General features: G+C 46.0%; 24 protein-coding genes. 19 read left to right on the forward strand and 5 right to left on the reverse strand.

Annotated features, from left to right (window positions below; genetic code table 11):
• The first annotated feature begins 188 nt into the window (after positions 1-188).
• The gene (locus KNQ05_RS08260) at positions 189-803 is read left to right on the forward strand and encodes a helix-hairpin-helix domain-containing protein (protein WP_214765462.1); all 615 of its coding nucleotides are present in this window, start codon (positions 189-191) and stop codon (positions 801-803) included.
• Complete coding sequence (locus tag KNQ05_RS08265; RefSeq protein ID WP_214769877.1) at positions 803-2965, forward strand: DNA internalization-related competence protein ComEC/Rec2; 2163 nt, start codon at positions 803-805, stop codon at positions 2963-2965. Before KNQ05_RS08260 ends, KNQ05_RS08265 begins: the two co-directional genes overlap by 1 nt.
• A gap of 35 nt (positions 2966-3000) precedes the next feature.
• Here KNQ05_RS08265 and KNQ05_RS08270 read toward each other — a convergent pair whose 3' ends face one another.
• Positions 3001-3162 (reverse strand): YqzM family protein, encoded by a 162-nt coding sequence (locus tag KNQ05_RS08270; RefSeq protein WP_029332892.1) that lies wholly within the window; start codon positions 3160-3162, stop codon positions 3001-3003.
• 100 nt (positions 3163-3262) lie between these two features.
• On the opposite strand from KNQ05_RS08270, the gene holA reads away from it, so the two are divergent.
• Positions 3263-4264 (forward strand): DNA polymerase III subunit delta, encoded by a 1002-nt coding sequence (gene holA / locus KNQ05_RS08275; protein ID WP_214765458.1) that lies wholly within the window; start codon positions 3263-3265, stop codon positions 4262-4264.
• 15 nt (positions 4265-4279) lie between these two features.
• Positions 4280-4717, forward strand: coding sequence for a GNAT family N-acetyltransferase (locus KNQ05_RS08280; protein WP_214769880.1), 438 nt, complete (start codon positions 4280-4282; stop codon positions 4715-4717).
• 135 nt (positions 4718-4852) lie between these two features.
• On the opposite strand, the gene rpsT is transcribed toward KNQ05_RS08280, so the two are convergent.
• Positions 4853-5113 (reverse strand): 30S ribosomal protein S20, encoded by a 261-nt coding sequence (gene rpsT, locus KNQ05_RS08285; protein WP_014969761.1) that lies wholly within the window; start codon positions 5111-5113, stop codon positions 4853-4855.
• Between the two features lie 233 nt (positions 5114-5346).
• Here rpsT and lepA point away from each other — a divergent pair, with 233 nt between their 5' ends.
• Entirely contained in the window at positions 5347-7170 is a 1824-nt protein-coding gene (lepA, locus tag KNQ05_RS08290; RefSeq protein WP_029332895.1) for a translation elongation factor 4, read from the forward strand.
• Positions 7171-7230: 60 nt separating this feature from the next.
• On the forward strand, positions 7231-8376 hold the full coding sequence (gene hemW, locus KNQ05_RS08295) for a radical SAM family heme chaperone HemW (RefSeq protein WP_214805128.1): 1146 nt from the start codon (positions 7231-7233) through the stop codon (positions 8374-8376).
• A 112-nt stretch (positions 8377-8488) separates the two neighbouring features.
• On the opposite strand, the gene KNQ05_RS08300 is transcribed toward hemW, so the two are convergent.
• On the reverse strand, positions 8489-8668 hold the full coding sequence (locus KNQ05_RS08300) for a hypothetical protein (protein ID WP_088836524.1): 180 nt from the start codon (positions 8666-8668) through the stop codon (positions 8489-8491).
• Between the two features lie 77 nt (positions 8669-8745).
• On the opposite strand from KNQ05_RS08300, the gene hrcA reads away from it, so the two are divergent.
• The 13 genes from hrcA (at position 8746) to KNQ05_RS08365 (ending at position 23086) form a co-directional block, all read left to right on the forward strand.
• Complete coding sequence (gene hrcA / locus KNQ05_RS08305; protein ID WP_214805130.1) at positions 8746-9783, forward strand: heat-inducible transcriptional repressor HrcA; 1038 nt, start codon at positions 8746-8748, stop codon at positions 9781-9783.
• 24 nt (positions 9784-9807) lie between these two features.
• Complete coding sequence (grpE, locus tag KNQ05_RS08310) at positions 9808-10368, forward strand: nucleotide exchange factor GrpE (protein WP_029332899.1); 561 nt, start codon at positions 9808-9810, stop codon at positions 10366-10368.
• 53 nt (positions 10369-10421) lie between these two features.
• Positions 10422-12248: a molecular chaperone DnaK gene (dnaK, locus tag KNQ05_RS08315; RefSeq protein ID WP_088836525.1), complete on the forward strand. Its 1827-nt coding sequence runs from the start codon at positions 10422-10424 to the stop codon at positions 12246-12248.
• 135 nt (positions 12249-12383) lie between these two features.
• The gene (dnaJ, locus tag KNQ05_RS08320; RefSeq protein ID WP_088836526.1) at positions 12384-13493 is read left to right on the forward strand and encodes a molecular chaperone DnaJ; all 1110 of its coding nucleotides are present in this window, start codon (positions 12384-12386) and stop codon (positions 13491-13493) included.
• Positions 13494-13517: 24 nt separating this feature from the next.
• Positions 13518-14465: a 50S ribosomal protein L11 methyltransferase gene (gene prmA, locus KNQ05_RS08325; protein WP_029332902.1), complete on the forward strand. Its 948-nt coding sequence runs from the start codon at positions 13518-13520 to the stop codon at positions 14463-14465.
• 4 nt (positions 14466-14469) lie between these two features.
• Positions 14470-15216, forward strand: coding sequence for a 16S rRNA (uracil(1498)-N(3))-methyltransferase (locus KNQ05_RS08330; protein ID WP_214805132.1), 747 nt, complete (start codon positions 14470-14472; stop codon positions 15214-15216).
• Between the two features lie 5 nt (positions 15217-15221).
• Positions 15222-16556 carry a tRNA (N(6)-L-threonylcarbamoyladenosine(37)-C(2))-methylthiotransferase MtaB gene (gene mtaB / locus KNQ05_RS08335; protein ID WP_214802707.1) on the forward strand — a complete coding sequence of 445 codons (1335 nt, stop codon included), beginning with the start codon at positions 15222-15224 and terminating at the stop codon, positions 16554-16556.
• A gap of 477 nt (positions 16557-17033) precedes the next feature.
• Positions 17034-17729, forward strand: coding sequence for a 23S rRNA pseudouridine(2604) synthase RluF (gene rluF, locus KNQ05_RS08340; protein WP_214805134.1), 696 nt, complete (start codon positions 17034-17036; stop codon positions 17727-17729).
• A 55-nt stretch (positions 17730-17784) separates the two neighbouring features.
• Entirely contained in the window at positions 17785-18660 is an 876-nt protein-coding gene (rarD, locus tag KNQ05_RS08345; RefSeq protein WP_029332906.1) for an EamA family transporter RarD, read from the forward strand.
• A gap of 22 nt (positions 18661-18682) precedes the next feature.
• Positions 18683-19567, forward strand: a complete 885-nt coding sequence (gene rarD / locus KNQ05_RS08350) for an EamA family transporter RarD (RefSeq protein ID WP_088836531.1) — start codon at positions 18683-18685, stop codon at positions 19565-19567.
• Positions 19568-19644: 77 nt separating this feature from the next.
• The gene (gene deoC / locus KNQ05_RS08355; protein WP_029332908.1) at positions 19645-20310 is read left to right on the forward strand and encodes a deoxyribose-phosphate aldolase; all 666 of its coding nucleotides are present in this window, start codon (positions 19645-19647) and stop codon (positions 20308-20310) included.
• A 152-nt stretch (positions 20311-20462) separates the two neighbouring features.
• Complete coding sequence (locus KNQ05_RS08360) at positions 20463-21440, forward strand: BMP family lipoprotein (RefSeq protein WP_088836533.1); 978 nt, start codon at positions 20463-20465, stop codon at positions 21438-21440.
• Positions 21437-23086: a methyl-accepting chemotaxis protein gene (locus KNQ05_RS08365; RefSeq protein WP_214805136.1), complete on the forward strand. Its 1650-nt coding sequence runs from the start codon at positions 21437-21439 to the stop codon at positions 23084-23086. The genes KNQ05_RS08360 and KNQ05_RS08365 overlap by 4 nt, the downstream gene beginning before the upstream one ends.
• 70 nt (positions 23087-23156) lie before the next feature.
• On the opposite strand, the gene KNQ05_RS08370 is transcribed toward KNQ05_RS08365, so the two are convergent.
• Both KNQ05_RS08370 and KNQ05_RS08375 read right to left on the reverse strand, forming a co-directional pair.
• Complete coding sequence (locus KNQ05_RS08370; protein ID WP_239456840.1) at positions 23157-24350, reverse strand: murein hydrolase activator EnvC family protein; 1194 nt, start codon at positions 24348-24350, stop codon at positions 23157-23159.
• 525 nt (positions 24351-24875) lie between these two features.
• Positions 24876-25616: an SDR family NAD(P)-dependent oxidoreductase gene (locus tag KNQ05_RS08375; protein ID WP_088836536.1), complete on the reverse strand. Its 741-nt coding sequence runs from the start codon at positions 25614-25616 to the stop codon at positions 24876-24878.
• Positions 25617-25633: the final 17 nt, after the last annotated feature.

The raw sequence follows: 25633 nt of genomic DNA on the forward strand, positions 1-25633 counted from the left end.
ATGGACCGTTGCAAAAGGAAACTTTCGCAGCGGTTTTTTGTGCTGTATGTTAAAGAAAAATAAACGATTTACATGAAAAAGATTTCTTGAGGAATTGATTTGTCAGTTAACACCACGAGAAAAACGAATTACTCAAAGCTACGTGACGACTCGAGCCTGGTAAAGTCGAGGCAAGAGGAGGGAGACCGATGACTATTCCCCGGATTCAACAAATCGCGAGTGTTGTTGTTGTCGTGTTACTGATAATCGTACTGTTCGTCCCGTTACCATCGTGTTCGAAAGAAGCGCTCGTCGACAAACCAGCAATCGTTAAGCATGAGCAAGACGCCAAAGCAGAAGATCAAGGGTCCACGGAGCAGACCCTCTTAAACAAAAAAATCATGGTTGATGTGAAAGGGGCAGTCAAGCGACCGGGACCCTATTCCTTTAAGTTAGGCGACCGGATTAAAGACGCAGTCGTTCGTGCGGAGTTGACACAAGCTGCTGATGTGACAGAAATGAATCTCGCGGCACGGTTGATTGACGGTCAGGAAGTCATTGTTCCGACAAAAGAAAAAGTGAAACTTACACAACCGAAAGAAGAAGTGCCACAAGCAGATGTGCCGACTGGTCTGCTCGACTTGAATGCTGCGACGGAGCAACAGTTACTTGAAATCCCTGGAATCGGTCCAGCTAAAGCGAACGCGATTTTAGCCTATCGTGAAGAAAAGGGCGGGTTCGCGCGTTATGAAGACTTAGGAGAGGTTAAGGGATTTGGTGACAAGACGCTTGAAACATTGAGAGCCTATTTGATTGTTTACTGATGCCGTTATTCCCGTTATTTTTCATGATTGTATTGATCGCAATCAAAGAGTCACTTTGGCTCGTAGGTGTGATTTGTCTCGTTTTGACCATTAAAAGCTGGTCTTTTACTTCGACACGCCTTGTCTTGATGAGTCTGTTGGTCGTAGTGCTCATCGTGTACGGACAAGATTTCGTTGATACGACACCGATTCAGACAATTGATATTTTGGACGCGAAGCAAAATGGAGATCGGATTCGGTACCTGGCGACTGCGAATCAACAGGAGTTGATCGTTTCGGCGACGCTAGATGAACATCAGGATCTCGATTACGAGCGAATTGGAAGACGATGTCAAGTCGAACTGACGGAAAAAATGGTTTTACCCCGTGTCAATCGTGGCGGCTTTGACGAGGCGCGCTGGATGCGTACAGAACGATTAGCAGGAAAATTCGAAGTGAAAGAATGGGGATCGTGTACCGATACACCTGGATTTGACGCGCAGGGACGCAGGATGCGCCAAGCATGGATGGACCGGATTGAACGACTTCCGGCGAAACAAGCCTTGTATATCGAAGCGCTCGTGCTAGGTGAGGACCGATTGATGGATCAGTTGACGCTTGATCGCTTCAAGAAGTTTGGATTGTTACACGCAATCGTCATTTCAGGTTCACATATCGCCTTTTTGATTTTTACGATATTATGGATTTTGAAAAAGTGCCGATTGACGCGTGAACGAAGAGCGGAATTCGTCCTTGTCTTATTACCGTTATATGGTTGGCTGACGGAATGGAGTGCGCCGGTCACGCGTGCAGTCTGCGTCGCGTTCATCTTGCTGCTCTATCAGCGTCTCGGACGACGGACAGACCCGCTCCTCGTGGTTGCCTATGTTGCAGCAGCGCAACTCGCCTATTCCTATACGAGTCTTTATGATATCGGCTTTCAGTTGACTGTCGGACTAACGATTTTTTTATTATTGTCGCGCAAGATCTGGCAAAAAGTAAAACGTCCTTGGAACTGGTTGTTAATTAGTGTCTGGGCGCAGATCTTAACGAGCCTAGTCTTGCAAATGGCGGAACAAACGGAAGTTTCGCCATGGTCGCCTCTGTTGAACCTCGTCATTGGAGCCTGGATCGAATGGATCATCCTTCCGCTTTCCTTTCTAGTAGGCTTACTCTTGTTTTTCCCAGTCACGGATACATTCATGACGCTCCACGAGCGAGCAGTTGGTGTACTTGATCTTGCCCTCGCCCAAGCGGAGCAGTTACCTGTTCCGACCGTTGCTGTCCACTTATTGTCGTTACCACTCTTTTTGCTCGTTATAGTCGTCGTCTTAATCGGATGGTATGTAGCGGAACAAAAGTGGTGGGGGCATCTTCTTCCCGTCTGTGCTCTCCTTCTTGGAAGTGTATCGATGGATTTAAGGACGGAAGAACAGGTGACATTTCTCGACGTCGGTCAAGGCGATAGTACGGTAATCGAGAAGGATGGAGAAACGTTCGTCATCGACACAGGCGGGGCGTTTACGTTATCACAACGTCCCACGTTACGTCCGTTCGACCCTGGTAGTCAAATCGTTGCGCCTTTTCTTCATACGCGCGCGGAGACAGTAATCGACGGACTCATCTTGACTCATGCTGACAATGATCATATTGGAGGTGTCATCGGGTTATTAAAGAAAATTCGTGTCGATACGATTTATTTCGGAAGATACGATAATCAGGATGAAAAGCGGCATCGTTTGCTGGAGCAGATTGAAGCGACAGGGACCAAAGTGGAGTTCGTCAAGGCAGGGCGAGAGATACGACCTTGGCTTACTGTTGTTGCACCTGACGAATCAGAAGCAGAGGAGAATGACCGTTCCATCGTGTTGCTTGCGGACGTTGCAGGAAAACGGGTTTTGTTGACGGGTGACGCGAGCATTGAACAAGAAGAAGGTTGGAACCTTGGACCAATCGATATTTTGAAAGCGGGTCATCATGGCTCGAAGACGTCGACGGGACTCGACTTGTTGCAACAAACGAATCCAGAAACAGTCATCATCTCCGCGGGACGGAATAATCGTTATGGTCACCCGCATGAAGAAGTGTTAGATCGCATCGGAAATCAGCGGACGATTTGGCGGACGGACAGGGACGGGATGATAACTTGTTCTTCAGCAGGCTGTGAAGCTATGATAAAATAAAAAACAGCAACCCCCCAAGGTTGCTGTTTTAGTGATTATAGACTTAAGAATTTGATTAAAACGCCAATGATGAATAAAACGGCGAAGAAACCAAATGAAGCGCCAAAACCGACGGCTGAGTCAAGCGCGTCATTACGTTTTGATTGAATATCGTTTTCAAACGCATTTTCACTTGGTGGGCGTACTGAATGTGCCATGCTGCATTCCCCCTTAATAGATTCCGCTTCTAGTATAGCGGAATAAAAGAGGATTATCTATGATGAAGTTAAGAACAAACTGTGAAATGTGGTGGGAATGATGAAAACACCTTGGCTTGTCAACGGAAAGTTGGCTAACCTTTATTTATTATATGGGACGGAGCGTCATCTTTTAGAGGAGTGGGAACGTGAAATCGTGAAGGCGGCATTACCAGATGGCGAACGATTTGACTACATGAAGATCGATTTAAACGATCAGCCTCTCGATGCCGTGTTAGATGAGGCGGAAACAGTTCCTTTTTTAAGTGATTACCGTGTCGTGGTTGCAAAACCAGCGACTTTTCTGACGGGCGCGAAAGATAAAAAAACGCATAACGTTGATCGATTAGCGGAATATGTCTTACAACCGGCAGATTATGCAGTCGTCGTTTTAATTGTCGAAGCGGAGAAACTGGATGAACGAAAAAAAATCGTCAAGCGGTTGAAAGATCGTGCGACGGTCCTCGAAGCAAAAAAGCCGACTTCGGAAGAATTATTCCGCTTTACGATGGATACTGTTAATGACAAAGGATACCGGATGGAGCGACCGGCAATTGAACGGTTAATCTTTTTGACAGGAGAAATGTGGGGAACGCTAGCGCATGAGCTCGATAAGCTGATGCTTTATGCAGGCGATCATCCGACGATCGAGTTGGCGGATGTTGATTTGTTAGTACCGCGGACACTTGAAGACAATGTCTTTCAATTGACGGATTACTTAATGAAACGTCAACTTGAGCCTGCGATTCGCCTGATTCGTGACTTAGAAAAGCAAGGTCAGGAAATATTAGCGCTGCTCGGTTTGATGGCACGTCAGTACCGAATGATGTTACTGTCTAAGCGCCTGGCGGAACAAGGTTATGGTGAACGACAAATTGCTTCAAAGGTCGGGGCGCATCCATATGCGATTAAATTAGCATTGCAGTCCGGGAAACGATTTACGTTCGCCCAACTCGAACAAGCGTTAATCGCCATCACGACGACTGATGAAGGGATGAAGACTGGGCGTGGTGATAAGCGAATATTGTTTGATTCACTAATCGTCCGACTAGCGACTTTGTGAGGAGCTGACGAACTAATGGAAATTCGAATGATTCAAGCAACAGAAGTGATTCCACTTCGTCATGGCGTCTTACGTCCGCATCAACCGATTGAGGCGTGCACGTATCCGGACGACTTGGCGACAGATACGTTTCACCTCGGAGGCGTCAAGGGCGGTAAAATTGTCGCAATCGGCTCATTTGCAAAACGGTCATATGATACAGCTCCCGAATTGACATATCAATTGCGGGGAATGGCGACGAGTCCGGATGTACGTGGTGAAGGATACGGGATTGCATTGCTTGAAGAAGCACGACGAATTTTAAAGGAACGGCAAGCTACTGGTTGGTGGTGTAATGCCCGGCTAGTCGCAGTTCCGTTTTACGAACGATTTGGAATGAAGATTGCGAGTGAGCAATTTGAAATCGAAGGAATTGGTCCGCATCACGTGATGGTCGATCGATTGACGTATTGAAACGAAGTATTCAAATCAACTGAGACTGACTCGAAAGGAAGCATTCTTTTGGAGTCGGTCTCTTTTTTAAGCACAAAAAAATCGCCACCGGGGAAGCCCCTAGTGGCGATCGATCACCGTATTCTTCGGAAAGAATTAAAGTGCGTTTACGAGTTTAGCGAGACGTGATTTGTCACGACCAGCTTTGTTGCTGTGGATAAGACCTTTAGCAGCAGCTTTGTCGATTTTCTTAGACGCTGTGTTGAAAGCTACGAGCGCTTGCTCTTTGTTACCTTCAGTAGCGAAAGTTTCGACTGCTTTGATAGCTGAACGCATTGACGATTTACGTTGTACGTTAGCGACGCGGCGTTTTTCAGCTGTTTTAACACGCTTGATTGCTGATTTAATGTTAGCCATGGATGATTCACCTCCAAGAAAACTCATTCGAGATTTATATTCGCATATCTGCATTTATCGTTCAACAGAACAAACACAATTGTAGCAAACGTTTTTCTTAAAAGCAATAACAGCTCTAGGGTTTCTTTGGATTTTTGTTTTTCGGTAAAACAAAACGGGATGGTACAGCTCGTCTGATTTTTGTTATAATGAAGCGTATGTACGTTTGAATATAAGGTAAGGTGACTATAAACATGAATAATGCAGACCGTTTAAAACGGCAAAAGAGCATTCGGAACTTCTCGATTATCGCCCATATCGACCACGGGAAATCGACGCTCGCTGACCGTATTCTAGAAAGAACAGGCGCTTTGACGTCACGTGAAATGAAAGACCAAACGCTTGATGCCATGGATCTCGAACGGGAACGTGGAATTACAATCAAGTTGAATGCCGTCCAATTGAAGTATACAGCAAAAGATGGTGAGGAATATATCCTCCATCTGATCGACACACCTGGACACGTCGACTTTACTTATGAAGTTTCGCGTTCACTCGCAGCGTGTGAAGGTGCTGTTCTCGTCGTCGATGCGGCGCAAGGGATTGAAGCACAAACACTCGCGAACGTCTACTTGGCGTTAGATAACGATCTTGAAATTTTACCGATCATCAATAAAATTGACCTGCCGTCGGCGGATGTCGAACGTGTTCGTCAAGAAATCGAAGATGTCATCGGACTCGACGCATCTGAAGCGGTTCCGACGTCAGCAAAAGCAGGAATCGGAATTGAAGAGATTCTTGAACAAATCGTCGAAAAAGTGCCTGCACCAACCGGTGATCCGGCTGCACCGCTTGAAGCGTTAATTTTTGACTCGTTCTATGACCCGTACCGTGGTGTTGTCGCATCAATCCGAATCGTCAACGGAACGGTCAAAGTCGGTGATAAAATTCGTATGATGTCGACCGGTAAAGATTTCGAAGTCTTAGAACTTGCCGTTTCGACACCAAAGGCACTTCGTCAACAAGAATTAACGGTCGGAGATGTTGGTACATTGTCAGCGTCGATTAAGACCGTTGGAGACGTCCGAGTAGGGGATACGATTACACTCGCGAAACAACCGGCAATCGAAGCGTTGCCGGGTTACCGGAAAATGAATCCGATGGTGTATTGTGGACTGTATCCAATCGATGCCGCCCGTTACAATGATTTACGTGAAGCGCTTGAGCGTCTCCAGTTAAGTGATGCAGCACTCGAGTTCGAGCCGGAGACATCGCAAGCACTCGGATTCGGTTTCCGCTGTGGATTCCTAGGTATGTTGCACATGGAAATCATTCAAGAGCGAATCGAACGTGAGTTCAACATCGATATGATCACGACAGCACCGTCGGTTATCTACAACGTGACGACGACGTCTGGCGAAGTCTTGCATGTCGACAACCCGTCGAAGATGCCCGATCAACAAAAGGTCGAGTTCATCGAAGAACCTTTCGTCAAGGCAGCTGTCATGACGCCGAACGACTATGTCGGGGCAATCATGGAACTTTGTCAAAAGAAACGTGGGACGTTCATCGACATGGAATACATCGATACGACACGTGTTAAAATCACGTATGAGTTACCGCTTTCAGAAATCGTTTATGATTTCTTCGATCAATTAAAATCGAGTACAAAAGGATATGCTTCACTGGATTACGAATTGATTGGCTACCAACAATCACGCCTTGTGAAGATGGATATCCTATTGAATAACGAAAACGTCGATGCCCTGAGTTTCATCGTTCACCGTGATTTTGCGTACGAACGTGGGAAAGTCATCGTTGATAAATTAAAAGAATTGATTCCACGGATGCAATTCGAAGTGCCGATTCAAGCTGCGGTCGGGACAAAAATCGTTGCGCGTTCGACGATTAAAGCCCTTCGGAAAAACGTTCTCGCAAAATGTTATGGTGGGGATATCTCACGAAAACGTAAATTGCTTGAGAAGCAAAAAGAAGGTAAGAAGCGCATGAAGATGGTAGGCTCGGTAGAGGTACCTCAAGAAGCCTTCATGTCGGTTCTGTCGATGGATGAAGATTAAAGTCAAAAGGGGGCGTTTAACGCACCCTTTTTCTTGTTTATATAGAAAGGATGAGGCGAAATGACTCCACGCGCCGCATATGTCCACATTCCGTTTTGTGAACATATCTGTTACTACTGTGATTTCAATAAAGTATTTTTAAAGAATCAACCGGTTGCGGAATATTTAGATGCGTTAGAACGTGAAATCGAACTGACACTACAACAATACCCGACCGATCGACTTGAAACGATTTTCATTGGTGGCGGAACACCGACTGCCCTGAACGAACAACAGATGCAACGTCTGATGGACATCATCAGCAAACATCTCTTGCCGCTGACGGATGAGACGCTTGAATACACGGTCGAGTCGAATCCGGACGGCGTATCGCCTGAAAAACTCGATATCATGAAAGCGGGTGGTGTCAACCGTGTCAGTTTCGGTGTCCAGTCGTTTGATGACGGATTGCTTGAACGGATCGGTCGGACGCACCGGGAAGCGAAAGTCGCAGAGACGCTTGACGAAGCGGCTAAACGGTTTGATAACATTTCCGTCGATTTGATGTTCGGCTTACCGAATCAAACGCTTGAGCAAGTTAAATACGATGTCGAGCGCGCCCTTCGCTTACCGATCACCCATATTTCGTCGTACTCGTTAATTTTGGAACCGCACACCGTGTTCGCGATTCAAGAACGAAAAGGAAAACTCCCGTTACCGACACAAGATCTTGAAGCAGAGATGTATCGTTTGATGATTGAGACGATTGAAGCCGGTGGTTTGAAACAATACGAAATCTCGAACTTCTCGTTACCGGGGAAAGAAAGTCGGCATAACCGGGTCTACTGGGAAAATGATGAGTATTACGGTTTCGGCGCAGGCTCGCATAGTTACATCGCTCAAACACGTCGCGCGAACATCGCACCGATTCCGCATTACATCAAGGCGGAAGGTTTACCGGTCCGCAACGAGACACTACTGACACGTGTCGAGCGAATGGAAGAAGAGATGTTCCTCGGACTTCGGATGAAACAAGGGGTGTCAATCGAACACTTTGAGCAAAAGTATGGGATAGCGTTAGATGCTGCTTTTGGTAAAACAATCACGAAGTTATTGCCGCGCGGATTAGTCGAACGGACGGATACACACTTGCGATTAACGGAGGCGGGTGTCCCGCTTGCGAATGAAGTATTCGCCGAGTTCATCGGTGAAGCGGAAGTTGAATGATTTCAGGACGACAAAAAAACCAATCCACAGTAGCGGGATTGGTTTTTTGCGTACAGACAACGTGCTATTGGGAGATAAAAGCGTCTTTTCTCGTTATTTTCCTCGTACGCGTCTATTTTTTAGATTTTCTTGCGAAATAAGCAGTCGTTCCGATGATGGCAATGAACAACCAAACGAACACACCGGCCATCGCAAACATCTCAAGCATCTTGATCATCCTTTTCATCATTTGTTTCACTGTATCGTATAATGGGAAACTGTTCAAAGGGTTCAGCAAATCTGTTGACATCATTTCCACTATTCCTTATAGTAAAGATGTAATTAGCACTCGTTAAAAGTGAGTGCTAACAAAATAAGGTGGTGAAGAAGGTGCTGACGGATCGTCAATTGTTGATTTTGCGTGCAATCGTCGATGATTATATCAAAACCGCTCAACCCGTCGGCTCACGGACGCTCTCGAAACGAGACGACGTGACGTTCAGTTCCGCGACCATTCGAAATGAGATGGCGGACCTCGAAGAGATGGGATTGATTGAAAAACCGCATACTTCTGCGGGACGAATTCCATCTGAGCTTGGATATCGATTTTATGTCGATCATCTGATTCGTCCGGAAAGCATCTCACCGCAAGAGGCAAAAGCATTAAAATCATTATTTGCCCATTCCGTGAATGAAAATGATCGCTTGATCAGACATACGGCGGACTTGTTGAGCGAATTGACGCATTACACGACACTTGTATTAGGTCCTAAAGAAGAAGGACAACGGCTCCACCATTTAGAATTAATTCCGTTAGCAGAAGGACGCGTCGTAATCGTTCTCGTAACGGATACAGGTCATGTTGAGCATAAGACACTTCAGTTAGCGGAAGCTCTCTCACGTGAGGCAGCGAGTCGACTGATGGAACGTCTGAATAAGACGTTACGAGGAACGCCACTGAGCAATCTTCGTATTCGTTTGCTGGAAGAAATCAGACGTTTTCGTTCCGAACATTCGGAGCAGACGTCGTTACTTTCGAAAGCACTCGATATCGTTTTGATGGATCAACAGGATGAGCGTCCCTTGATTTATCTGGGTGGGAAAGCAAACATGTTCGACCAACCGGAATTTCAAGACGTCGCCAAACTAAGACCTGTCTTAGAATTGATTGAACAGCAGGAAGCATTGTTTGATTTCTTGAGTCCGAATCTCGATAATCAAATCTTGATTACAATCGGAAGTGAAAACAATGTCGATGCCCTGAAGGATTGTAGCGTGATCCGTGCCCATTACTCCGTTGATGGCGTTTCGCTCGGGACACTTGCGCTGATTGGTCCAAAACGGATGGATTATAATCGAGGCATCAATTCGATCATTCATCTTTTGCAAGCATTCCAAACCGAGCTGCGTAAGAACAGCTTGGATTGAATATAGAAAGGGGCTCGATTCAGAGTGGAAGAAAAAGAGCAGAATCAAAACCTCAGTAATGAAGAAACAACCGAGCAACAAGCAGAAACAGTTGAAGTAACAGAAGAGGAACTCGTGCAAGCGGACCTCGTCGAAGAAGAAGCAACACCGAATTTTGAAGCGCAACTTGCTGAAGCAAAAGCATCAGAATTACGGTTGCGTGCCGATTTTGATAACTTCAAGCGCCGTAACCGGATTGAAGCAGAAAATCGTGCGAAGTATTCATCACAATCTATCGTCGAGAAGTTACTCCCACTCGTCGATAACCTTGATCGCGCACTTCAGATTGAGTCTGACAACGAAGAAACAAAGTCCGTCTTAGCGGGTGTCGAAATGGTCAAGCGTCAGTTAGCCGAAACCCTTCAAAACGAAGGTGTCGTTGAAATTCCAGCGGTTGGCGAAGCCTTTGACCCGAATCTGCATCAGGCAGTCGTTCAGGAAGCAAGTGACGAATTCGAGTCGGGCATCGTAACGGCTGAATTCCAAAAAGGGTATAAGTTACATGACCGCGTGATTCGTCCAAGCATGGTCAAAGTCGCAGAGTAATCTCGAATCATCCGAAACACAACAATTAACTAATCGAAGGTGAGGAATTTATCATGGCAAAAATCATTGGTATTGACTTAGGTACAACGAACTCATGTGTAGCAGTAATGGAAGGCGGAGAGCCGGTCGTTATCGCAAACGCAGAAGGTAACCGTACGACACCATCTGTCGTCGCTTTTAAAAACGGAGAGCGTCAAGTCGGGGAAGTCGCGAAACGTCAAGCAATCACGAACCCGAATACAATCATGTCGATCAAACGTCACATGGGTACAGACTACAAAGTTGAAGTTGAAGGAAAAGATTACACGCCACAAGAAGTATCAGCAATCATCCTTCAAAAGTTGAAAGCGCAAGCTGAAGATTATCTCGGTGAAAAAGTAACGGAAGCGGTCATCACAGTACCTGCTTACTTCAACGATGCAGAACGCCAAGCAACAAAAGACGCGGGTACAATCGCTGGTCTTGACGTAAAACGGATCATCAACGAGCCGACTGCAGCAGCACTTGCATACGGACTTGAAAAAGGCGAAGACCACACAATCTTGATTTATGACCTTGGTGGCGGTACATTCGACGTTTCAATCCTTGAACTTGGTGATGGTGTCTTTGAAGTTGTTTCAACAGCCGGTGACAGCCGTCTTGGTGGAGATGATTTTGACCAAAAAATCATCGATCACCTTGTTGCAGAATTCAAAAAAGACAATGGTATCGACTTAGCGCAAGATAAAATGGCACTTCAACGTTTGAAAGATGCTGCTGAAAAAGCGAAGAAAGACCTTTCAGGTGTCTCTTCGACACAAATCAGCCTTCCGTTCATCACGGCTGGCGCAGCAGGTCCACTTCACCTTGAAATGACGTTATCACGTGCGAAATTCGACGATTTGACTGCTGACCTCGTCGAGCGGACGATGGAACCAACGCGCCGTGCCCTTAGCGATGCTGGTATGTCACCAGATAAAATCGATAAAATCATTCTTGTCGGGGGATCAACACGAATTCCTGCAGTCCAAAAAGCAGTTCAAGACTTCACAGGTAAAGAATCATTCAAAGGCGTTAACCCGGACGAAGTGGTTGCCCTCGGTGCAGCAGTTCAAGGTGGCGTATTGACTGGTGACGTCAAAGACGTTGTTCTTCTTGACGTAACACCACTCTCACTCGGAATCGAAACAATGGGTAGCGTGATGACGAAGTTGATCGATCGTAACACGACGATCCCGACATCGAAATCACAAGTTTTCTCTACAGCAGCTGATAACCAGCCGGCAGTAGACATCCACGTCCTTCAAGGGGAACGTCCGATGGCAACAGATAACAAAACGCTGGGTCGTTTCCAGTTGACAGACATTCCACCAGCACAACGCGGCGTGCCGCAAATCGAAGTTAAATTCGACATCGATGCAAACGGAATCGTTAACGTATCGGCGAAAGACCTCGGTACAAACAAAGAACAATCGATCACAATCCAATCATCAAGCGGCTTGACTGAAGCGGACATCGACCAAATGGTCAAAGATGCTGAAGCGAACGCAGATGCAGACAACAAACGTAAAGAAGAAGTTGAACTTCGTAACGAAGCCGATCAACTCGTCTTCGCGACAGATAAAGCAATCAAAGACCTCGGCGAACAAATCGATGCTGCCGATAAAGAAAAAGCAGAAGCTGCAAAAGAAAAAGTAACAACGGCTCTTGCTGGAGAAGACATCGAAGCGATTCGTACGGCGAAAGATGAATTATCAACAGTCGTTCAAGAACTCACACAAAAAGTCTACGAAAACATGGCTCAACAACAAGCTGGCGCTGAAGGCGCACAAGCTGACGGACAAGACGACAACGTCATGGACGCAGAATTTGAAGAAGTAGACGATAAAGACAACAAATAATTCGAATCGACCGATTTTTCGGGCGCTAGAGAGAGCCAAAGCGTGATCCGCGCTTTGGCTCTTTCCATGTCGCACGAAGTTCGGTAAAATCAAACAGTATGAAGTGAATCGGAGCCAAAGAGAGGGAGACTGAACGTGGAAAAACGCGATTATTATGAAGTGTTAGGTGTTGCACGCGACGCCTCAGCAGCAGAAATTAAACGAGCTTATCGGAAACTCGCCCGGACGTACCATCCGGATGTCAATAAAGAATCAGATGCCGATGCAAAATTCAAAGAGATTTCGGAAGCGTACGAAATTTTGTCTGACGACAATAAACGAGCACGTTACGATCAGTACGGTCACCAAGATCCATCGCAAGGTGGTGCAGGATTCGGCGGCGCAGAAGGATTCGGGGACATCTTTGACATGTTCTTTGGTGGTGGTGGACGCCGTCAAGATCCGAATGCACCGCGTAAAGGACAAGATCTCCAGTACGTAGAAGAAATTGATTTCATGGAGGCATTCTCGGGTGTTGAGAAAGTCATCACGATTCCAATCGAGGAAGATTGCGAAACGTGTCATGGATCAGGTGCAAAACCAGGGACGCACCCAGAAACATGTAAACGTTGTGCTGGATCAGGTCACATCAACGTCGAACAAAACACGATGTTCGGTCGTGTCGTCAACCAAACAACATGTTCGACATGTCACGGGCGTGGACAAATCGTCAAAGAACCATGTGAAACATGTCGTGGTGCAGGTCGTGTCCGTAAAAATAAAGACGTTCGTGTCAAAATTCCAGCAGGGATCGACAATGGACAACAAATTCGCTTAGCTGGTAAAGGGGAAGCAGGCGTCAACGGCGGACCGTTCGGTGATCTCTACGTCGTCGTCCGTGTCCGGGAACACGAATTGTTCGAGCGCGTTGACGATCATATCGTCATGGACATGCCGTTAACATTCGCTCAAGCGACACTCGGGGATGAAATCGAAGTGCCAACCGTTCATGGAAAAGTTAGCTTGAAGATTCCGGCCGGTACACAAACTGGATCACGGTTCCGCCTTCGTGGTAAAGGGATGCCGAACGTTCGTTCAGGTCATCATGGTGACCAGTATGTCAACGTCGTCCTTATCACACCGAAGCATTTGACAGATCGTCAAAAAGAAATCTTACGTGAATTCAACGAAATCAGTGATGAAAAAGGTGTCGAAGAGCAGCATGAAGGTGTCTTTGGCCGTATTAAAACATTCTTTAAAGGGTGATTCGCTAAAGGAGCGTGACAGGAAATGAAATGGTCAGAAGTTTGTGTCCATACGACACAAGAAGCAGTCGAAGCAGTCTCGAATATTTTACATGAAGCAGGAGCGAGTGGTGTCGTCATCGAGGATGTCGAAGATTTCGAGATGATGTCGCATCGTGAAGACAACTTCGGTGAAATTTGGGATGAGAAAAAACGAGACGAATATCCGGATACAGGTGTCCTCGTCAAAGCTTATCTTGCGGAAAGTAGCGATTTGACGGATATGATTAAAGGAATCGAACGTGATATCCAGATGCTGACGCAGTTCGGACTGACGATCGGTTCAGGTACTGTCACGCTCACACAAGTCGATGAAGAAGATTGGGCCCATTCGTGGAAACAGTTTTATAAACCGGTCAAGATCAGCCGTCACTTGACGGTTGTTCCGATGTGGGAAGACTATACACCACAACCGGATGAAAAAATCATCGAACTTGACCCGGGTATGGCGTTTGGGACAGGAACGCATCCGACGACAGTTCTCTGTATTCAAGCGATTGAAAACTACTTGCAAGAGCAAGATCGCGTCGTCGATGTCGGGACGGGTTCAGGTGTCCTCGCAATCGCCGCTGCGAAACTGGGAGCAAAAGATGTATTCGCGCTTGATTTAGATGAAGTCGCCGTTAAATCAGCGACGGATAACGTGGCACTCAATCAAGTCAGTGACCGGATCACAGTCCGTCAAGGTGACTTGATGAAAGCATTAAATGAGCCTGTCGAATTGATTGTCGCAAACATCTTAGCTGAGGTCATCTTATTGTTTGTGAACGATGCCTACGAGCTGACACTACCAGGCGGGCATTTCATTGCCTCAGGCATCATCAGTCAGAAGAAAGACATGGTGGTCGAGGCGATGACCGAGGCTGGTTTTACGATTGTTGAAACAACAAAACTGGAAGACTGGGTCGCAATCATCGCGAAACGCGAGGCCTGAGCCGATGCAACGATACTTTGTAGAGCAGACAGCTCGCTCGGGAGAACGGTTTACCTTGCAAAAGGATGACGCCCATCATATGAAAAACGTCATGCGGATGGATGTCGGGGATGAAATCTTGGTCCTTGATGGAACCGGCCTATTTCGTTGTGCGCTCGAAGAACTCGACAAACAACAGGCCGTCGCACGGATTGTCGAGTCGTCATCAATCGATACAGAATTACCGATTCGGGTGACGCTTGCCTATGCCTTGCCGAAAGGTGATAAAATCGAGCTTGTCGCTCAAAAAGCGACCGAACTCGGGATGAATCAACTACTCATTTTTGAATCCGCCCGTTCGGTCTCGAAATGGGATGCGAAAAAGGTCCCGAAAAAAATCGAGCGTCTTGAAAAAATCATCAAAGAAGCAGCCGAGCAATCCTACCGTGCTCACTTGCCGCAAGTTGACTATGTGACGTATGATGAAGTCCTACAAGAAGCACCGCAATATACGGCATGTTTAGTCGCGTATGAAGAAGCAGCGAAAGAAGGCGAAGCTACGGCTTTTGCCTCGACCCTTGCGCGGCTACAAGCAGGGGATTCACTCCTCGTCGTGATTGGTCCTGAAGGTGGACTGACGGAGACGGAGGTAACACGGTTGACCGATGCCGGCTTCTTACCGGCATCACTCGGACGACGGATTTTACGGACGGAAACGGCGCCGCTGTATGTCCTATCCGCCGTATCGTATCATTTTGAACTGAAAGGGTGAACGAAATGGCTACTGTTGCCTTTCAAACGCTTGGCTGTAAAGTCAATCATTATGAGACAGAGGCCGTCTGGCAGCTGTTTAAAGATGCAGGTTACGCGCGTGTCGATTTTGCAGATCATGCAGACGTCTACGTCGTCAATACATGTACCGTTACGAATACGGGTGATAAAAAAAGTCGTCAAGTCATTCGACGGGCGATTCGTCAAAATCCAGACAGTGTCATCTGTGTAACGGGTTGTTATGCACAGACATCGCCTGCTGAAATCATGGCGATTCCAGGGGTTGACGTCGTCGTCGGGACACAAGACCGCCACAAGATGATTGGGTACATCGAACAGTTCCGCGAAGAACGGATGCCGATTAATGCAGTTGGGAACATCATGAAGGCAAAAGTCTACGAAGAACTGGACGTTCCAGCGTTTACGGACCGGACACGTGCTTCGCTGAAGATTCAAGAAGGCTGCAATAATTTTTGTACCTTCTGCATCATTCCATGGGCACGTGGGTTGATGCGTTCTCGTCAACCGGAAGATGTCTTAAAGCAAGCACAACAGCTCGTTGATGCCGGTTACAAAGAAATCGTCTTGACGGGGATTCATACGGGTGGCTACGGTGAAGATTTGAAAGACTATAACTTAGCGAAGTTACTCAAAGCACTCGAGTCCGTCACAGGTCTTGAACGCCTTCGGATTTCTTCGATCGAAGCGAGTCAAATCACGGATGAAGTGTTAGACGTCTTAAAGGATTCGCCAATCGTCGTCCGACACTTGCATGTTCCGATTCAGTCAGCATCGGATACCGTTTTACGGCGGATGCGTCGTAAGTACACGATGGCGGAGTTCGGGGAACGGATCACGCGTCTGAAAGAAGTGTTACCGGACTGTGCCATCACGTCAGATGTCATCGTCGGTTTCCCGGGTGAGACGGAAGAAGAATTCATGGAGACGTTCAACTTCATCAATAATCATAAGTTCAGTGAGCTGCATGTCTTCCCTTACTCGAAACGGACAGGGACACCAGCTGCGATGATGGACGATCAAGTGGAAGAGTCGATGAAAGAACAGCGTGTTGCGCGTTTGATCGCTTTATCGGATCAACTCGCAAAAGAATATGCTTCAAAATACGAAGGGGAACTGCTTGAAATCATTCCGGAAGAGTTTTCGGAAGAAGCAGGCGGTCGTCTCGTCGGTTACACGGACAATTACTTACGTGTCGCGATCGAGGGAGACGAATCTTTGATTGGTCAACTCGTGCGCGTCAAAATCAATAAAGCCGGCTATCCAATGAATGACGGACAATTCGTCCGCATCATGGAGACATTAAAAGAACAAGCGATCTGAAATGAGTTCGTCTTCCTGCTTCAGGGAGGCGAACTTTTTTAGCGAGTAGACAACGTGCTACCGGGAGATCAAGCGTCTTTATTCGTTGCTTTCCTCGGGCGAGGCGCAAGCCGTTGCTCCTTGGTCCTAACGGACAACGAGCAGGGTCTTGCCTGCCTCTGAAAGTGCGTTGAAAACGCACTTTTTCCCGTAGGAGTCAACGAAACGTGACGCTTTTTAGGTAATATCTTGAAAAAAAGCCAGACAAGCAGACGACGATTTAGAGCTCAATCCGTCGCGACCCTGCATAGCTTTGCTATAGTGGCGCGGAAGATTGCCGCTTTGAAGACGAGGCGAGACAGGGAAGCGCGAACGGATTGCCTCTCGATATCGCATGTTCACGCTTCATAACAGGCTGTACGAAATAAATTATTTTGTTTTCAAGTAACGTATACGCTACACTGAGGAAAGATTCTAACAAGAGAAAGAGGACAACCTATGCGAATTAATAAATTCATCAGTGAAACAGGATACTGCTCAAGACGGGCAGCGGATAAATTAGTCGATGCCGGTCGCGTCACAATCAACGGTGTCGTCGCGGAACTCGGTTCACAAGCGGAAGCGACGGATGCCGTTGAAATCGATGGACAGCCGCTCCAAACAAAACCGACGCTTGAGTACTTGATTTTGAACAAACCGGTCGGCATCACATGTACGACCGAACTCGACATCGAAGGAAATATCATCGATTTCGTCAATCATCCGAAACGGATTTTCCCGATCGGGCGCTTAGACAAAGACTCAGATGGACTGATCATTTTGACGAACAATGGGGACATCGTCAACCGGATTTTACGGGCAGAGAATAATCACGATAAAGAATATATCGTAACGGTTGATGCCCCGATCACAGAGACGTTCATCGAAGGAATGGCGAGCGGCGTCGATATCCTTGGAACGACAACGAAAGAATGTATCGTCGAACAACTCGAGTCACGGACATTCCGAATCGTCTTGACGCAAGGCTTGAACCGGCAGATTCGTCGCATGTGTAAAGAATTTGGTTACCGCGTCAAACGGTTGCAGCGGGTCCGTATCATGAATATTGAGTTAGGTGATTTACCGATTGGTGAATGGCGTGACTTGACGGAGTCAGAAATGAAAACCTTATTTACGACGCTCGATCAGGAATAACGAAAAAGTCGCCATGATGATGGCGGCTTTACTTGTATACATAAGGAGGTTCATTGTGGATAAACGGGGAATGAGCGCGACGTTCGTCGCCTACGTGATTGGCGGGTTGTTACCGATTTACAAATTATTTGCAGACACTGTTCCGGCATGGACGGTCGTGTCGATTCGCATCATCAGTGCGTTCATCTTCGTCACACTATTATTACGTTTGTCCGGCAAATTTACGCAAGTCGGTCGATTATGGCGGAATAAAAAACAACGTCTGACCGTTTTAGCTGCTGGTCTTGTCCTCGGTGGGAATTGGACGCTCTATCTCTATGCAATCGGTGAAGGGTACATCGTCGAATCGTCGCTCGGCTATTACATCAATCCGCTCGTCAGCGTATTGTTTGGGTTGTTATTTTTCCAAGAACGTTTGAACCGGCCCCAATTGATTGCCATCATCAGTGCCATCATCGGTGTCTTGATTTTGACATTCGGCTACGGGAAGTTTCCAATCATTGCTTTTTCGCTTGCTGTTTCGTTTGCTTTTTATGGTGTGTTAAAGAAAAAGGCAGCGGCAGAACCGTTATCAGGGTTATTCCTAGAGACGTTAGTGACATTACCGTTCGCGTTGTTGACGCTTGGTGTGACGGGAGCGAATCCGCTCGCTTTACCGACCGGAGCCTTGATTGCCATCATCATGCTTGGTGTTGCGACAGCTGTTCAGTTGATGCTGTTTGGGTACGGTATGCCGAAGATTCCATTTGTATATGTCGGTATCTTGCAGTACATCGCACCGACGTTGACGTTAGTACTCGGTGTCTTTTTGTTTAATGATGTGTTTACATCGATTCACTTCGTGGCCTTCCTGTTCATCTGGATTGCCGTCGCACTGTTTACGATCAGTGGTTTATCGGCAGGACGAATGAAGATGAAAAAGGTCTCGTAATTCAGAAAAGAGGAATGGAACGATGAATAAACCTGGCCTGTTTGCCACATTAGGAGCATATGTCATTTGGGGATTACTTCCGATTTATTGGAAGCTGTTAGCTAGCGTCTCAAGCGAGGCAATACTCGCCAATCGGATTGTCTGGTCGTTTTTGTTTTTATTACTGTTATTGTATTTCCAAAAAGCATTACCTAAATTGACGACGGCGTTTAAAAATCAACGGACACGAAGATTGTTTTTCTTGAACGGAATCATCATTAGTATGAATTGGTTTATCTACATCTGGGCAGTCAACCATAATTTCATCGTCGAAGCCTCGCTTGGCTACTACATCAATCCGCTCGTCAGCATCGTGTTCGGGGTGTTCTTCTTTAAAGAGAAACTGTCACGGATTGAATGGATTGCAATTTTGCTCGCGACGATCGGTGTCTTGATTTTAACAATCGGTTATGGCGAGTTCCCTTGGATTTCGCTTGCGCTCGCATTTAGTTTCGGCTTTTATGGTGTCGTCAAGAAACAACGTCCGCTCGAAGCGACGGTCAGCCTGACACTCGAAACGCTCGCACCGCTACCGCTCGCACTCCTTTTTATCAGTTATCTTGGTGTACAAGGAACGTCGACCTTCTCGCACACACCGTTCGTCACGGCAGGATTATTGTTGACAGGTGTAATCACGGCCGTACCGTTACTTTTATTCGGTTTTGGTGCCCAACGGATCCCATATACAGTCGTCGGTTTTCTACAGTTTGTTGCTCCGACGCTATCACTTGCCATCGGTGTTCTCTTGTATGATGAACCCTTTACACGTACACACTTGGTCGCGTTTACATTTATTTGGTCGGCTGCGCTCGTCTTTACGTTAAACAGTTTATTGATTCGAAAAAAACAACTGCGGAAAGTAGCGTAAAAAGATAGAAGTCTGACCTCTTGCGTGATAGAATAGAAAAAGAGTATAAGGGATATCCTTAAGGAGGAAAACTAATCATGAACTTAGCAGCTATGATCGACCACACGGCACTCAAGCCGGAAACATCACGCGCCCAAATCGAAACACTTTGCAAGGAAGCACTCGAGTACAAATTTGCTAGCGTCTGTGTCAACCCGACGTATGTCGCACTTGCAGCAGAACTTTTAAAGTCTGACGACGACGTTAAAGTTTGTACAGTAATCGGTTTCCCACTTGGTGCGAACACACCAGAAGTCAAAGCTTTCGAAACGAAAGATGCGATCAAAAACGGTGCAACTGAAATCGACATGGTTCTTAACATCGGCGCACTAAAAGACGGTGACGTGGAACTCGTGGAACGTGATATCCGTGCAGTAGTCGAAGCGGCGAATGGTACGCTCGTTAAAGTCATTTTTGAAAACTGCCTCTTAACAAAAGAAGAAATCAAAACAGCTGCTGAACTTTCAGTCAAAGCTGGAGCGAACTTCGTTAAAACATCAACTGGTTTCTCAACTGGTGGTGCAACGGTTGAAGACATTCGCCTCATGCGTGAAACAGTGGGACCTGACATCGGTGTAAAAGCTTCAGGTGGCGTTCGTGACTTCGAAGGCGCTAAAGCGATGATCGATGCTGGTGCATCACGTATCGGTGCATCTGCTGGTATCGCCATCGTAACAGGTGGTTCTTCAGACAGCGATTATTAATTCGCAATAAATACATCATCAGACACGTCTTTCCTATGTTAGGAGGGGCGTGTTTTTTTGTTGTCAGGAAAATTCTGAATTTAATCTAGCTATTAAGAAGTCAGACATCACTTCCGATAATCAGATGTAGAACGTTGGAAGGAAGTGTAGAGATGTTGAAACACTGGAAACTAGCAATGCTTGCGACGACGATCAGTTTAGCAGGTTGTGGAAGTATCATCGACGATCCAGATCAAGCAGTGAAGGAACGTCAAAAAATGGCGGTTGTCTTATCAGATGTCGGTCTTGGTGATCAATCGTTTAGTGATGCCGCGATGAGTGGGATGGCCTTACTACGTGAAAAAGAAGATTGGTTCATTGATTATCGTGAACTAGGGGAAACGAAAACATATAAAGTGGCGTTTGATACGTTGGCAAAAGAGAAGCCGACCGTCGTCGTCGGATTAGGTTTTATGGGACAAGCAGAATTAGAAGAAGTCGCGAAACGTTATCCATTGCAACAATTTGCGTTGATTGATGCCGTATCAGAACTACCAAATGTCTTATCGGTTACATTTAAAGAAGATGAAGGCAGTTATCTTGCAGGAGCTGCTGCTGCGCTTCAATCGGAAAATGAGACGATTGGGTTTGTTGGAGGAATGAAGTCGCCTTTAATCGAGAAGTTTGAAAAAGGATACACGGCAGGAGCAAAAGCCGTCAATCCGGACATCAAAGTTTTAGTCGATTATGCAGAAGACTTTGCAGCACCCGAAAAAGGACGGACGATTGCGAACGATCAAATGAAACAACAAGCAGATGTGTTATTTGCCGCAGCTGGTTTGACGGGCAGTGGTGTCCTCGAAGCAGCGCAAGCAAAAGGCAATAAAGCGATTGGTGTCGATAGTGATCAGACGGCAATTGCGCCTGACGCCGTCATGACCTCGATGTTAAAACAAGTCGATCTCGCGATCACGACGATTGGCGATACGGTAAAAGAAAAAGGGTTACAGTCGGGTCAAATCGTGCTCGGTGTCAAAGAAGGTGCGATTCAACTAGCCCCGATTCGAAATGTAACGTTTTCAGAGAAAGATTTAAAGCAACTTGAGCAACTGAAACAAGATGTATTAGAAGGGAAGGTTGACGTACAATGACGTTACGGACACGCTTTTTAATTTCGACACTCGTGACGATCATCAGTGTCGTTGCCTTGATGGGATGGACGTTGGTTGAACTCCGGCAAATTCAATCGTACAACGAAGATTATGGAAAACAGCTTGTCGAAATCTCGGAACTTGAAACAAAACTACTGTACGAACAAGCCGCATGGAACCGTCTTGCAACTCAACCGTCTGACAGTCAAGTCGAGCAAGTACTCGCTTTAAGTCAAAAGAACGAGAAGGCGCTACAGTTGCTTGAAAAAACGTATTTAATTGATGCATTTAAAACGGAAATGGACCGGGCGGAAGCAAAATATACTGCGTTATCAGCTGAACGAAATGATTTGGTCGAGGGGCGTAACCCGATTGAAATCCGATCATATGCTGCCCGAATCGAGGGTGTACTAAGTGATTTGTATACACTACATACAAAAAACGGTGAGTTTTATGATGTACTGCAACAAGAAGCGAAGGACCAGACCGTCAATTTGACACGGACTGTGTTAATCGCAACGTTTGTTTTATTGATTGCGTTAGCACTATATAATTGGTATTTCGCACGGAGCATTACGCGTCCAATCAGCCGTGTCGTTAAAACAGCGGAGCAAATTTCGGCTGGTGATTTATCGGAGCAACTGGAGACGTCAGGACGAGCAGATGAAATCGGTCGTCTCGAGTCAGCGATTGCGCAAATGCAACAAACGTTACATGGTGTGATTGGGACGATTAGTCATACTTCGAATACAATCAGTCAAATGAGTGAACAGGCAACGTCTGAAAATGCGAACATCGTCGAAGTGTCTGGTAACATGACGCATGCGATCAATGAGATGGCGAGCGGAACACAGACAGTATCGGATGATTTACAGACGACGGTCAGTACGATTACAGACATGAGCTCCTCATTCGACCAAAGTGAACGTCGGGCTCAGCTTGCATTAAGCCAAGGTAAAGTCGCAGACACGACGATGGGGCAGAGTGCTTCGGTCATGGAAGAACAAACAGCCTCACTCGCTGCGTCGACGGTTCAAAACCGCGAACTTGGACGTCAGCTAGAAGGTTTCCTTGAACAGACACAACAAATCGAAAAAATGGCAGAACTTGTTTCAGGTGTCTCGGCGCAGACAAACCTCTTATCCTTGAATGCAGCGATTGAAGCGGCAAGAGCCGGAGAAGCAGGACGTGGCTTTGCCGTCGTCGCAAGCGAAGTGAAAAAACTTGCGGACGAGACGCACCAAGCGACACGATCAATCTTCTCACTCGTACGTTCGATTCGCCAAGATGGTGCTGTCTTGCAAGAAGCATTGTTGCGTTCTGAAAAAGAACAAGAGAATCAGGTCGCAAACTTTGCTCAAGTCAAATCGGCATTCGAAGAGACGCGGAAAAATGTAGCCGATGTCACTGAAACGCTCAATTACGTGACATCACAGCTTGTCCGCTCGAAAGAACAAGCGAATGATGTCGTCAATCAGGTCAGTTCGGTTAGTGGCGTAATGGAAGAGTTAGCGGCAGGGAATCAAGAGGTCGCAGCTTCGATGCGTGATCAACAAGCTTCGTTCGAGCAAATTCATCAATTGATGTTAGAGCTCGAGACGACAACAACATCACTTGATCAACAAACAAATCAATTTAAAATTTAATGACCTCTCATGTTCTCAATATAAAAAATAAGCCCCGACACATCAATCGACGTGTCGGGGCTTATTCATTTTAAAAGAAACTTTCTGGGTTTAGTTCGTTTGTCCGTCCGTTCGCATTATATTGGTAGCCACCTTCATGAATCTCGAAGTGAAGATGGGGACCGGTTGAATTCCCCGTACTACCGAGTTTTCCGATTTGTTGGCCTTGCTTGACTTGTTGTCCTTGTTTAACTGTCAAGGCATTCATATGCGCATAAACAGTCGTATATGTCTTACCACCGATGTTGTGTGCGATATAGACATGATTACCATACGGACCACCGGAGCTTGCTTGAATGACAGTTCCAGCAGCTGATGCGACGATTGCAGAATTGACCGGTCCAGCGAAATCGGTCCCGTTATGATAAGCATAGCCATTATTTCCGCTCGCGGCACCCATACCTTGTGAAATGGAACCGTTCGCAGGTTTGATGAATTTTCCGGTTGCATTTGAGATAACTTTCGTACTTGCTTTACTGATTGAAGCAGGTTGCGCCGATTGCGCGGCTGCTTGTTTTTTAGCTGCGAGAGCAGCGGCTTTGGCTGCCGCTTCTTGTGCCTTAAGTTGAGCAGCGGCCTCTTTTAGACTTAAGATGTTTGATTCGATTGAACGCTTTTGTTTCTTCAAGCGTTTTAATAAGGCTGTTCGTTTGTCCTTTTCAGCATTCAACTCGTGTTGCTTCTTTTTTAGAACTTTCCGGTCATGGATGAGTGCGGTACGTGTATCTTCAAGTTCTTGTTTTGCTTCTGCCAACTCTTGTTTACTCGTTTCGTAATCTTTTAATAATGAAGCATCACTTTCGGCAATCGTATTGAATGCGTTGAAGCGACTGATCATATCACCAATGTCTTCTGCACCGAAGACAGCTTCGAGCAATGGATCTTTATCAGATTTAGCTTGTCGAACTGCCAGCCGATCGCCGAGCATTTTTTCTTGTTTTTTGATTTTCTTCTGTAAAGCTGTAATCTTTTGTTTAAGTTTCGTTAACTGACGTTCGTTTTGATCAATCTTTTGTTCATTTTCGACGACTTGAAGCGTCAATCCATTGATTTGTTGGTCAATCGCGTAAACTTTCTCTTGGGCTTTCGATAATTGTTGATTGTTTTCGTCGAGTGCTTCTTTTTGTTTTGATTGTTTTTGTTCGTTTTGTTGTTGTTTGTCTTTATATGAAGTCGCAGCACCTACGGATGTAACGAATGGTGTTGTGAGAAGTGTGAGTGTCATCAGGGAAATTCCTATTGAGTGCATGAAAGATTTTTTCATAAGTGAATCGATCAGTCCTTCCTTGTTGTTGAGTGATACTTGTACTACTCTAACAACAATTTTTACGGAGGGACGTTACAGTTTATTTAAAATAATAAGGAAAATAATGATAGAAAGGATGTACTTTTTATGAAAATAATTGATAAGTATCGTAAAGAAGACAATGAAAAGACTGGTATAAAGCGGTAAAAAAGGAATGGTAGACGTGATAGAAAGATAAAATTCAATAAAAGACCATTGATATGTTTTTGTAATATTTTATATTCATTATTAAAAAGTGGTTTGATATATGAATGATTTGGTTATTTAAATTAGTTTTGGACTAAATGGTCAGACACAAAAAAAGGAATTACTTTTTTAAGCGCTTTGCTCGGCAAGACAAGATACGTTGGGACTTTTTCCTGAAGGAGTCACGTGAAACAAGAGGGGAGAATGCAATAACTCCCACCCTTGTAGTCGCATGGTTTTCAATCAGTCGATCGGTACTCATTCTTCATAGATCATTTTTCGCGTCATCCCACCATCAAGGACAAGTGTCTCTCCCGTCAAGAAATCATTTTCGGGGTTCGTTAAGAACAGGGCGGCACGAGCGACATCTTCTGGCTTACCGACGCGTCCAGACGGGTGTTGCGAATGATCCTCCGGGGAAAGTTCATGATAATTCCCGGTCTCGATCCACCCTGGTGCGATTGCATTGACGAGAACGCCTTTGGGACCTAACGAAACGGCAAGAGCATGTGTCAAAGCGACGATTCCACCTTTTGTTGCGGCATACGATTCTGTATCAGGCTCCGACATATAGGCACGAGTCGAAGCCAAGTTAACGATTCGACCACCGTGTTTTAGATGTGGTGCAGCTGCCTTTGTTGTCAAAAAGATACTGCGTAAGTTCGTATGGTTGACGCGGTCCCATTCTTCGAGCGTGAGTTCAAGAAGGGGTTTTCGAATGATGATGCCGGCGTTATTGATGATGATGTCGATTTTACCTGTATGTTCTAATGCTTTTTCGATGAGTAAGTTGACATCATGTTCGTCTTGAACGTCCAACCGGTAAAAGTAAGCCGTTCCACCAGCTTCTTCGATTTCTTGAGCAATGACTTCACCCGTCATTTGATCAATATCTGCTAAAATGACGACGGCACCTTCATTTGCATATGTTTTAGCAAGCGTTGCACCAATCCCGTTTGCAGCACCAGTAATAATGACCGTTTGATTTACTAAATCCATGTCTTTCACTCCTCTTC

Source organism: Exiguobacterium sp. s125 (assembly GCF_018618605.1).
In the GTDB taxonomy this organism is placed as follows: domain Bacteria; phylum Bacillota; class Bacilli; order Exiguobacteriales; family Exiguobacteriaceae; genus Exiguobacterium_A; species Exiguobacterium_A oxidotolerans.

What these genes read in the sequence shown, in the direction of transcription:
- mtaB (WP_214802707.1), top strand. Translation starts at nt 15,222, where the DNA reads ATGGCTACTGTTGCCTTTCAAACGCTTGGCTGTAAAGTCAATCATTAT.
- lepA (WP_029332895.1), top strand. Translation starts at nt 5,347, where the DNA reads ATGAATAATGCAGACCGTTTAAAACGGCAAAAGAGCATTCGGAACTTC.
- deoC (WP_029332908.1), top strand. Translation starts at nt 19,645, where the DNA reads ATGAACTTAGCAGCTATGATCGACCACACGGCACTCAAGCCGGAAACA.
- hemW (WP_214805128.1), top strand. Translation starts at nt 7,231, where the DNA reads ATGACTCCACGCGCCGCATATGTCCACATTCCGTTTTGTGAACATATC.
- rluF (WP_214805134.1), top strand. Translation starts at nt 17,034, where the DNA reads ATGCGAATTAATAAATTCATCAGTGAAACAGGATACTGCTCAAGACGG.
- prmA (WP_029332902.1), top strand. Translation starts at nt 13,518, where the DNA reads ATGAAATGGTCAGAAGTTTGTGTCCATACGACACAAGAAGCAGTCGAA.
- rpsT (WP_014969761.1), bottom strand. Translation starts at nt 5,113, where the DNA reads ATGGCTAACATTAAATCAGCAATCAAGCGTGTTAAAACAGCTGAAAAA.
- KNQ05_RS08375 (WP_088836536.1), bottom strand. Translation starts at nt 25,616, where the DNA reads ATGGATTTAGTAAATCAAACGGTCATTATTACTGGTGCTGCAAACGGG.
- KNQ05_RS08265 (WP_214769877.1), top strand. Translation starts at nt 803, where the DNA reads ATGCCGTTATTCCCGTTATTTTTCATGATTGTATTGATCGCAATCAAA.
- KNQ05_RS08280 (WP_214769880.1), top strand. Translation starts at nt 4,280, where the DNA reads ATGGAAATTCGAATGATTCAAGCAACAGAAGTGATTCCACTTCGTCAT.
- KNQ05_RS08365 (WP_214805136.1), top strand. Translation starts at nt 21,437, where the DNA reads ATGACGTTACGGACACGCTTTTTAATTTCGACACTCGTGACGATCATC.
- KNQ05_RS08360 (WP_088836533.1), top strand. Translation starts at nt 20,463, where the DNA reads ATGTTGAAACACTGGAAACTAGCAATGCTTGCGACGACGATCAGTTTA.
- holA (WP_214765458.1), top strand. Translation starts at nt 3,263, where the DNA reads ATGAAAACACCTTGGCTTGTCAACGGAAAGTTGGCTAACCTTTATTTA.
- KNQ05_RS08270 (WP_029332892.1), bottom strand. Translation starts at nt 3,162, where the DNA reads ATGGCACATTCAGTACGCCCACCAAGTGAAAATGCGTTTGAAAACGAT.
- KNQ05_RS08300 (WP_088836524.1), bottom strand. Translation starts at nt 8,668, where the DNA reads ATGATGTCAACAGATTTGCTGAACCCTTTGAACAGTTTCCCATTATAC.
- dnaK (WP_088836525.1), top strand. Translation starts at nt 10,422, where the DNA reads ATGGCAAAAATCATTGGTATTGACTTAGGTACAACGAACTCATGTGTA.
- KNQ05_RS08370 (WP_239456840.1), bottom strand. Translation starts at nt 24,350, where the DNA reads ATGACACTCACACTTCTCACAACACCATTCGTTACATCCGTAGGTGCT.
- rarD (WP_088836531.1), top strand. Translation starts at nt 18,683, where the DNA reads ATGAATAAACCTGGCCTGTTTGCCACATTAGGAGCATATGTCATTTGG.
- KNQ05_RS08260 (WP_214765462.1), top strand. Translation starts at nt 189, where the DNA reads ATGACTATTCCCCGGATTCAACAAATCGCGAGTGTTGTTGTTGTCGTG.
- KNQ05_RS08330 (WP_214805132.1), top strand. Translation starts at nt 14,470, where the DNA reads ATGCAACGATACTTTGTAGAGCAGACAGCTCGCTCGGGAGAACGGTTT.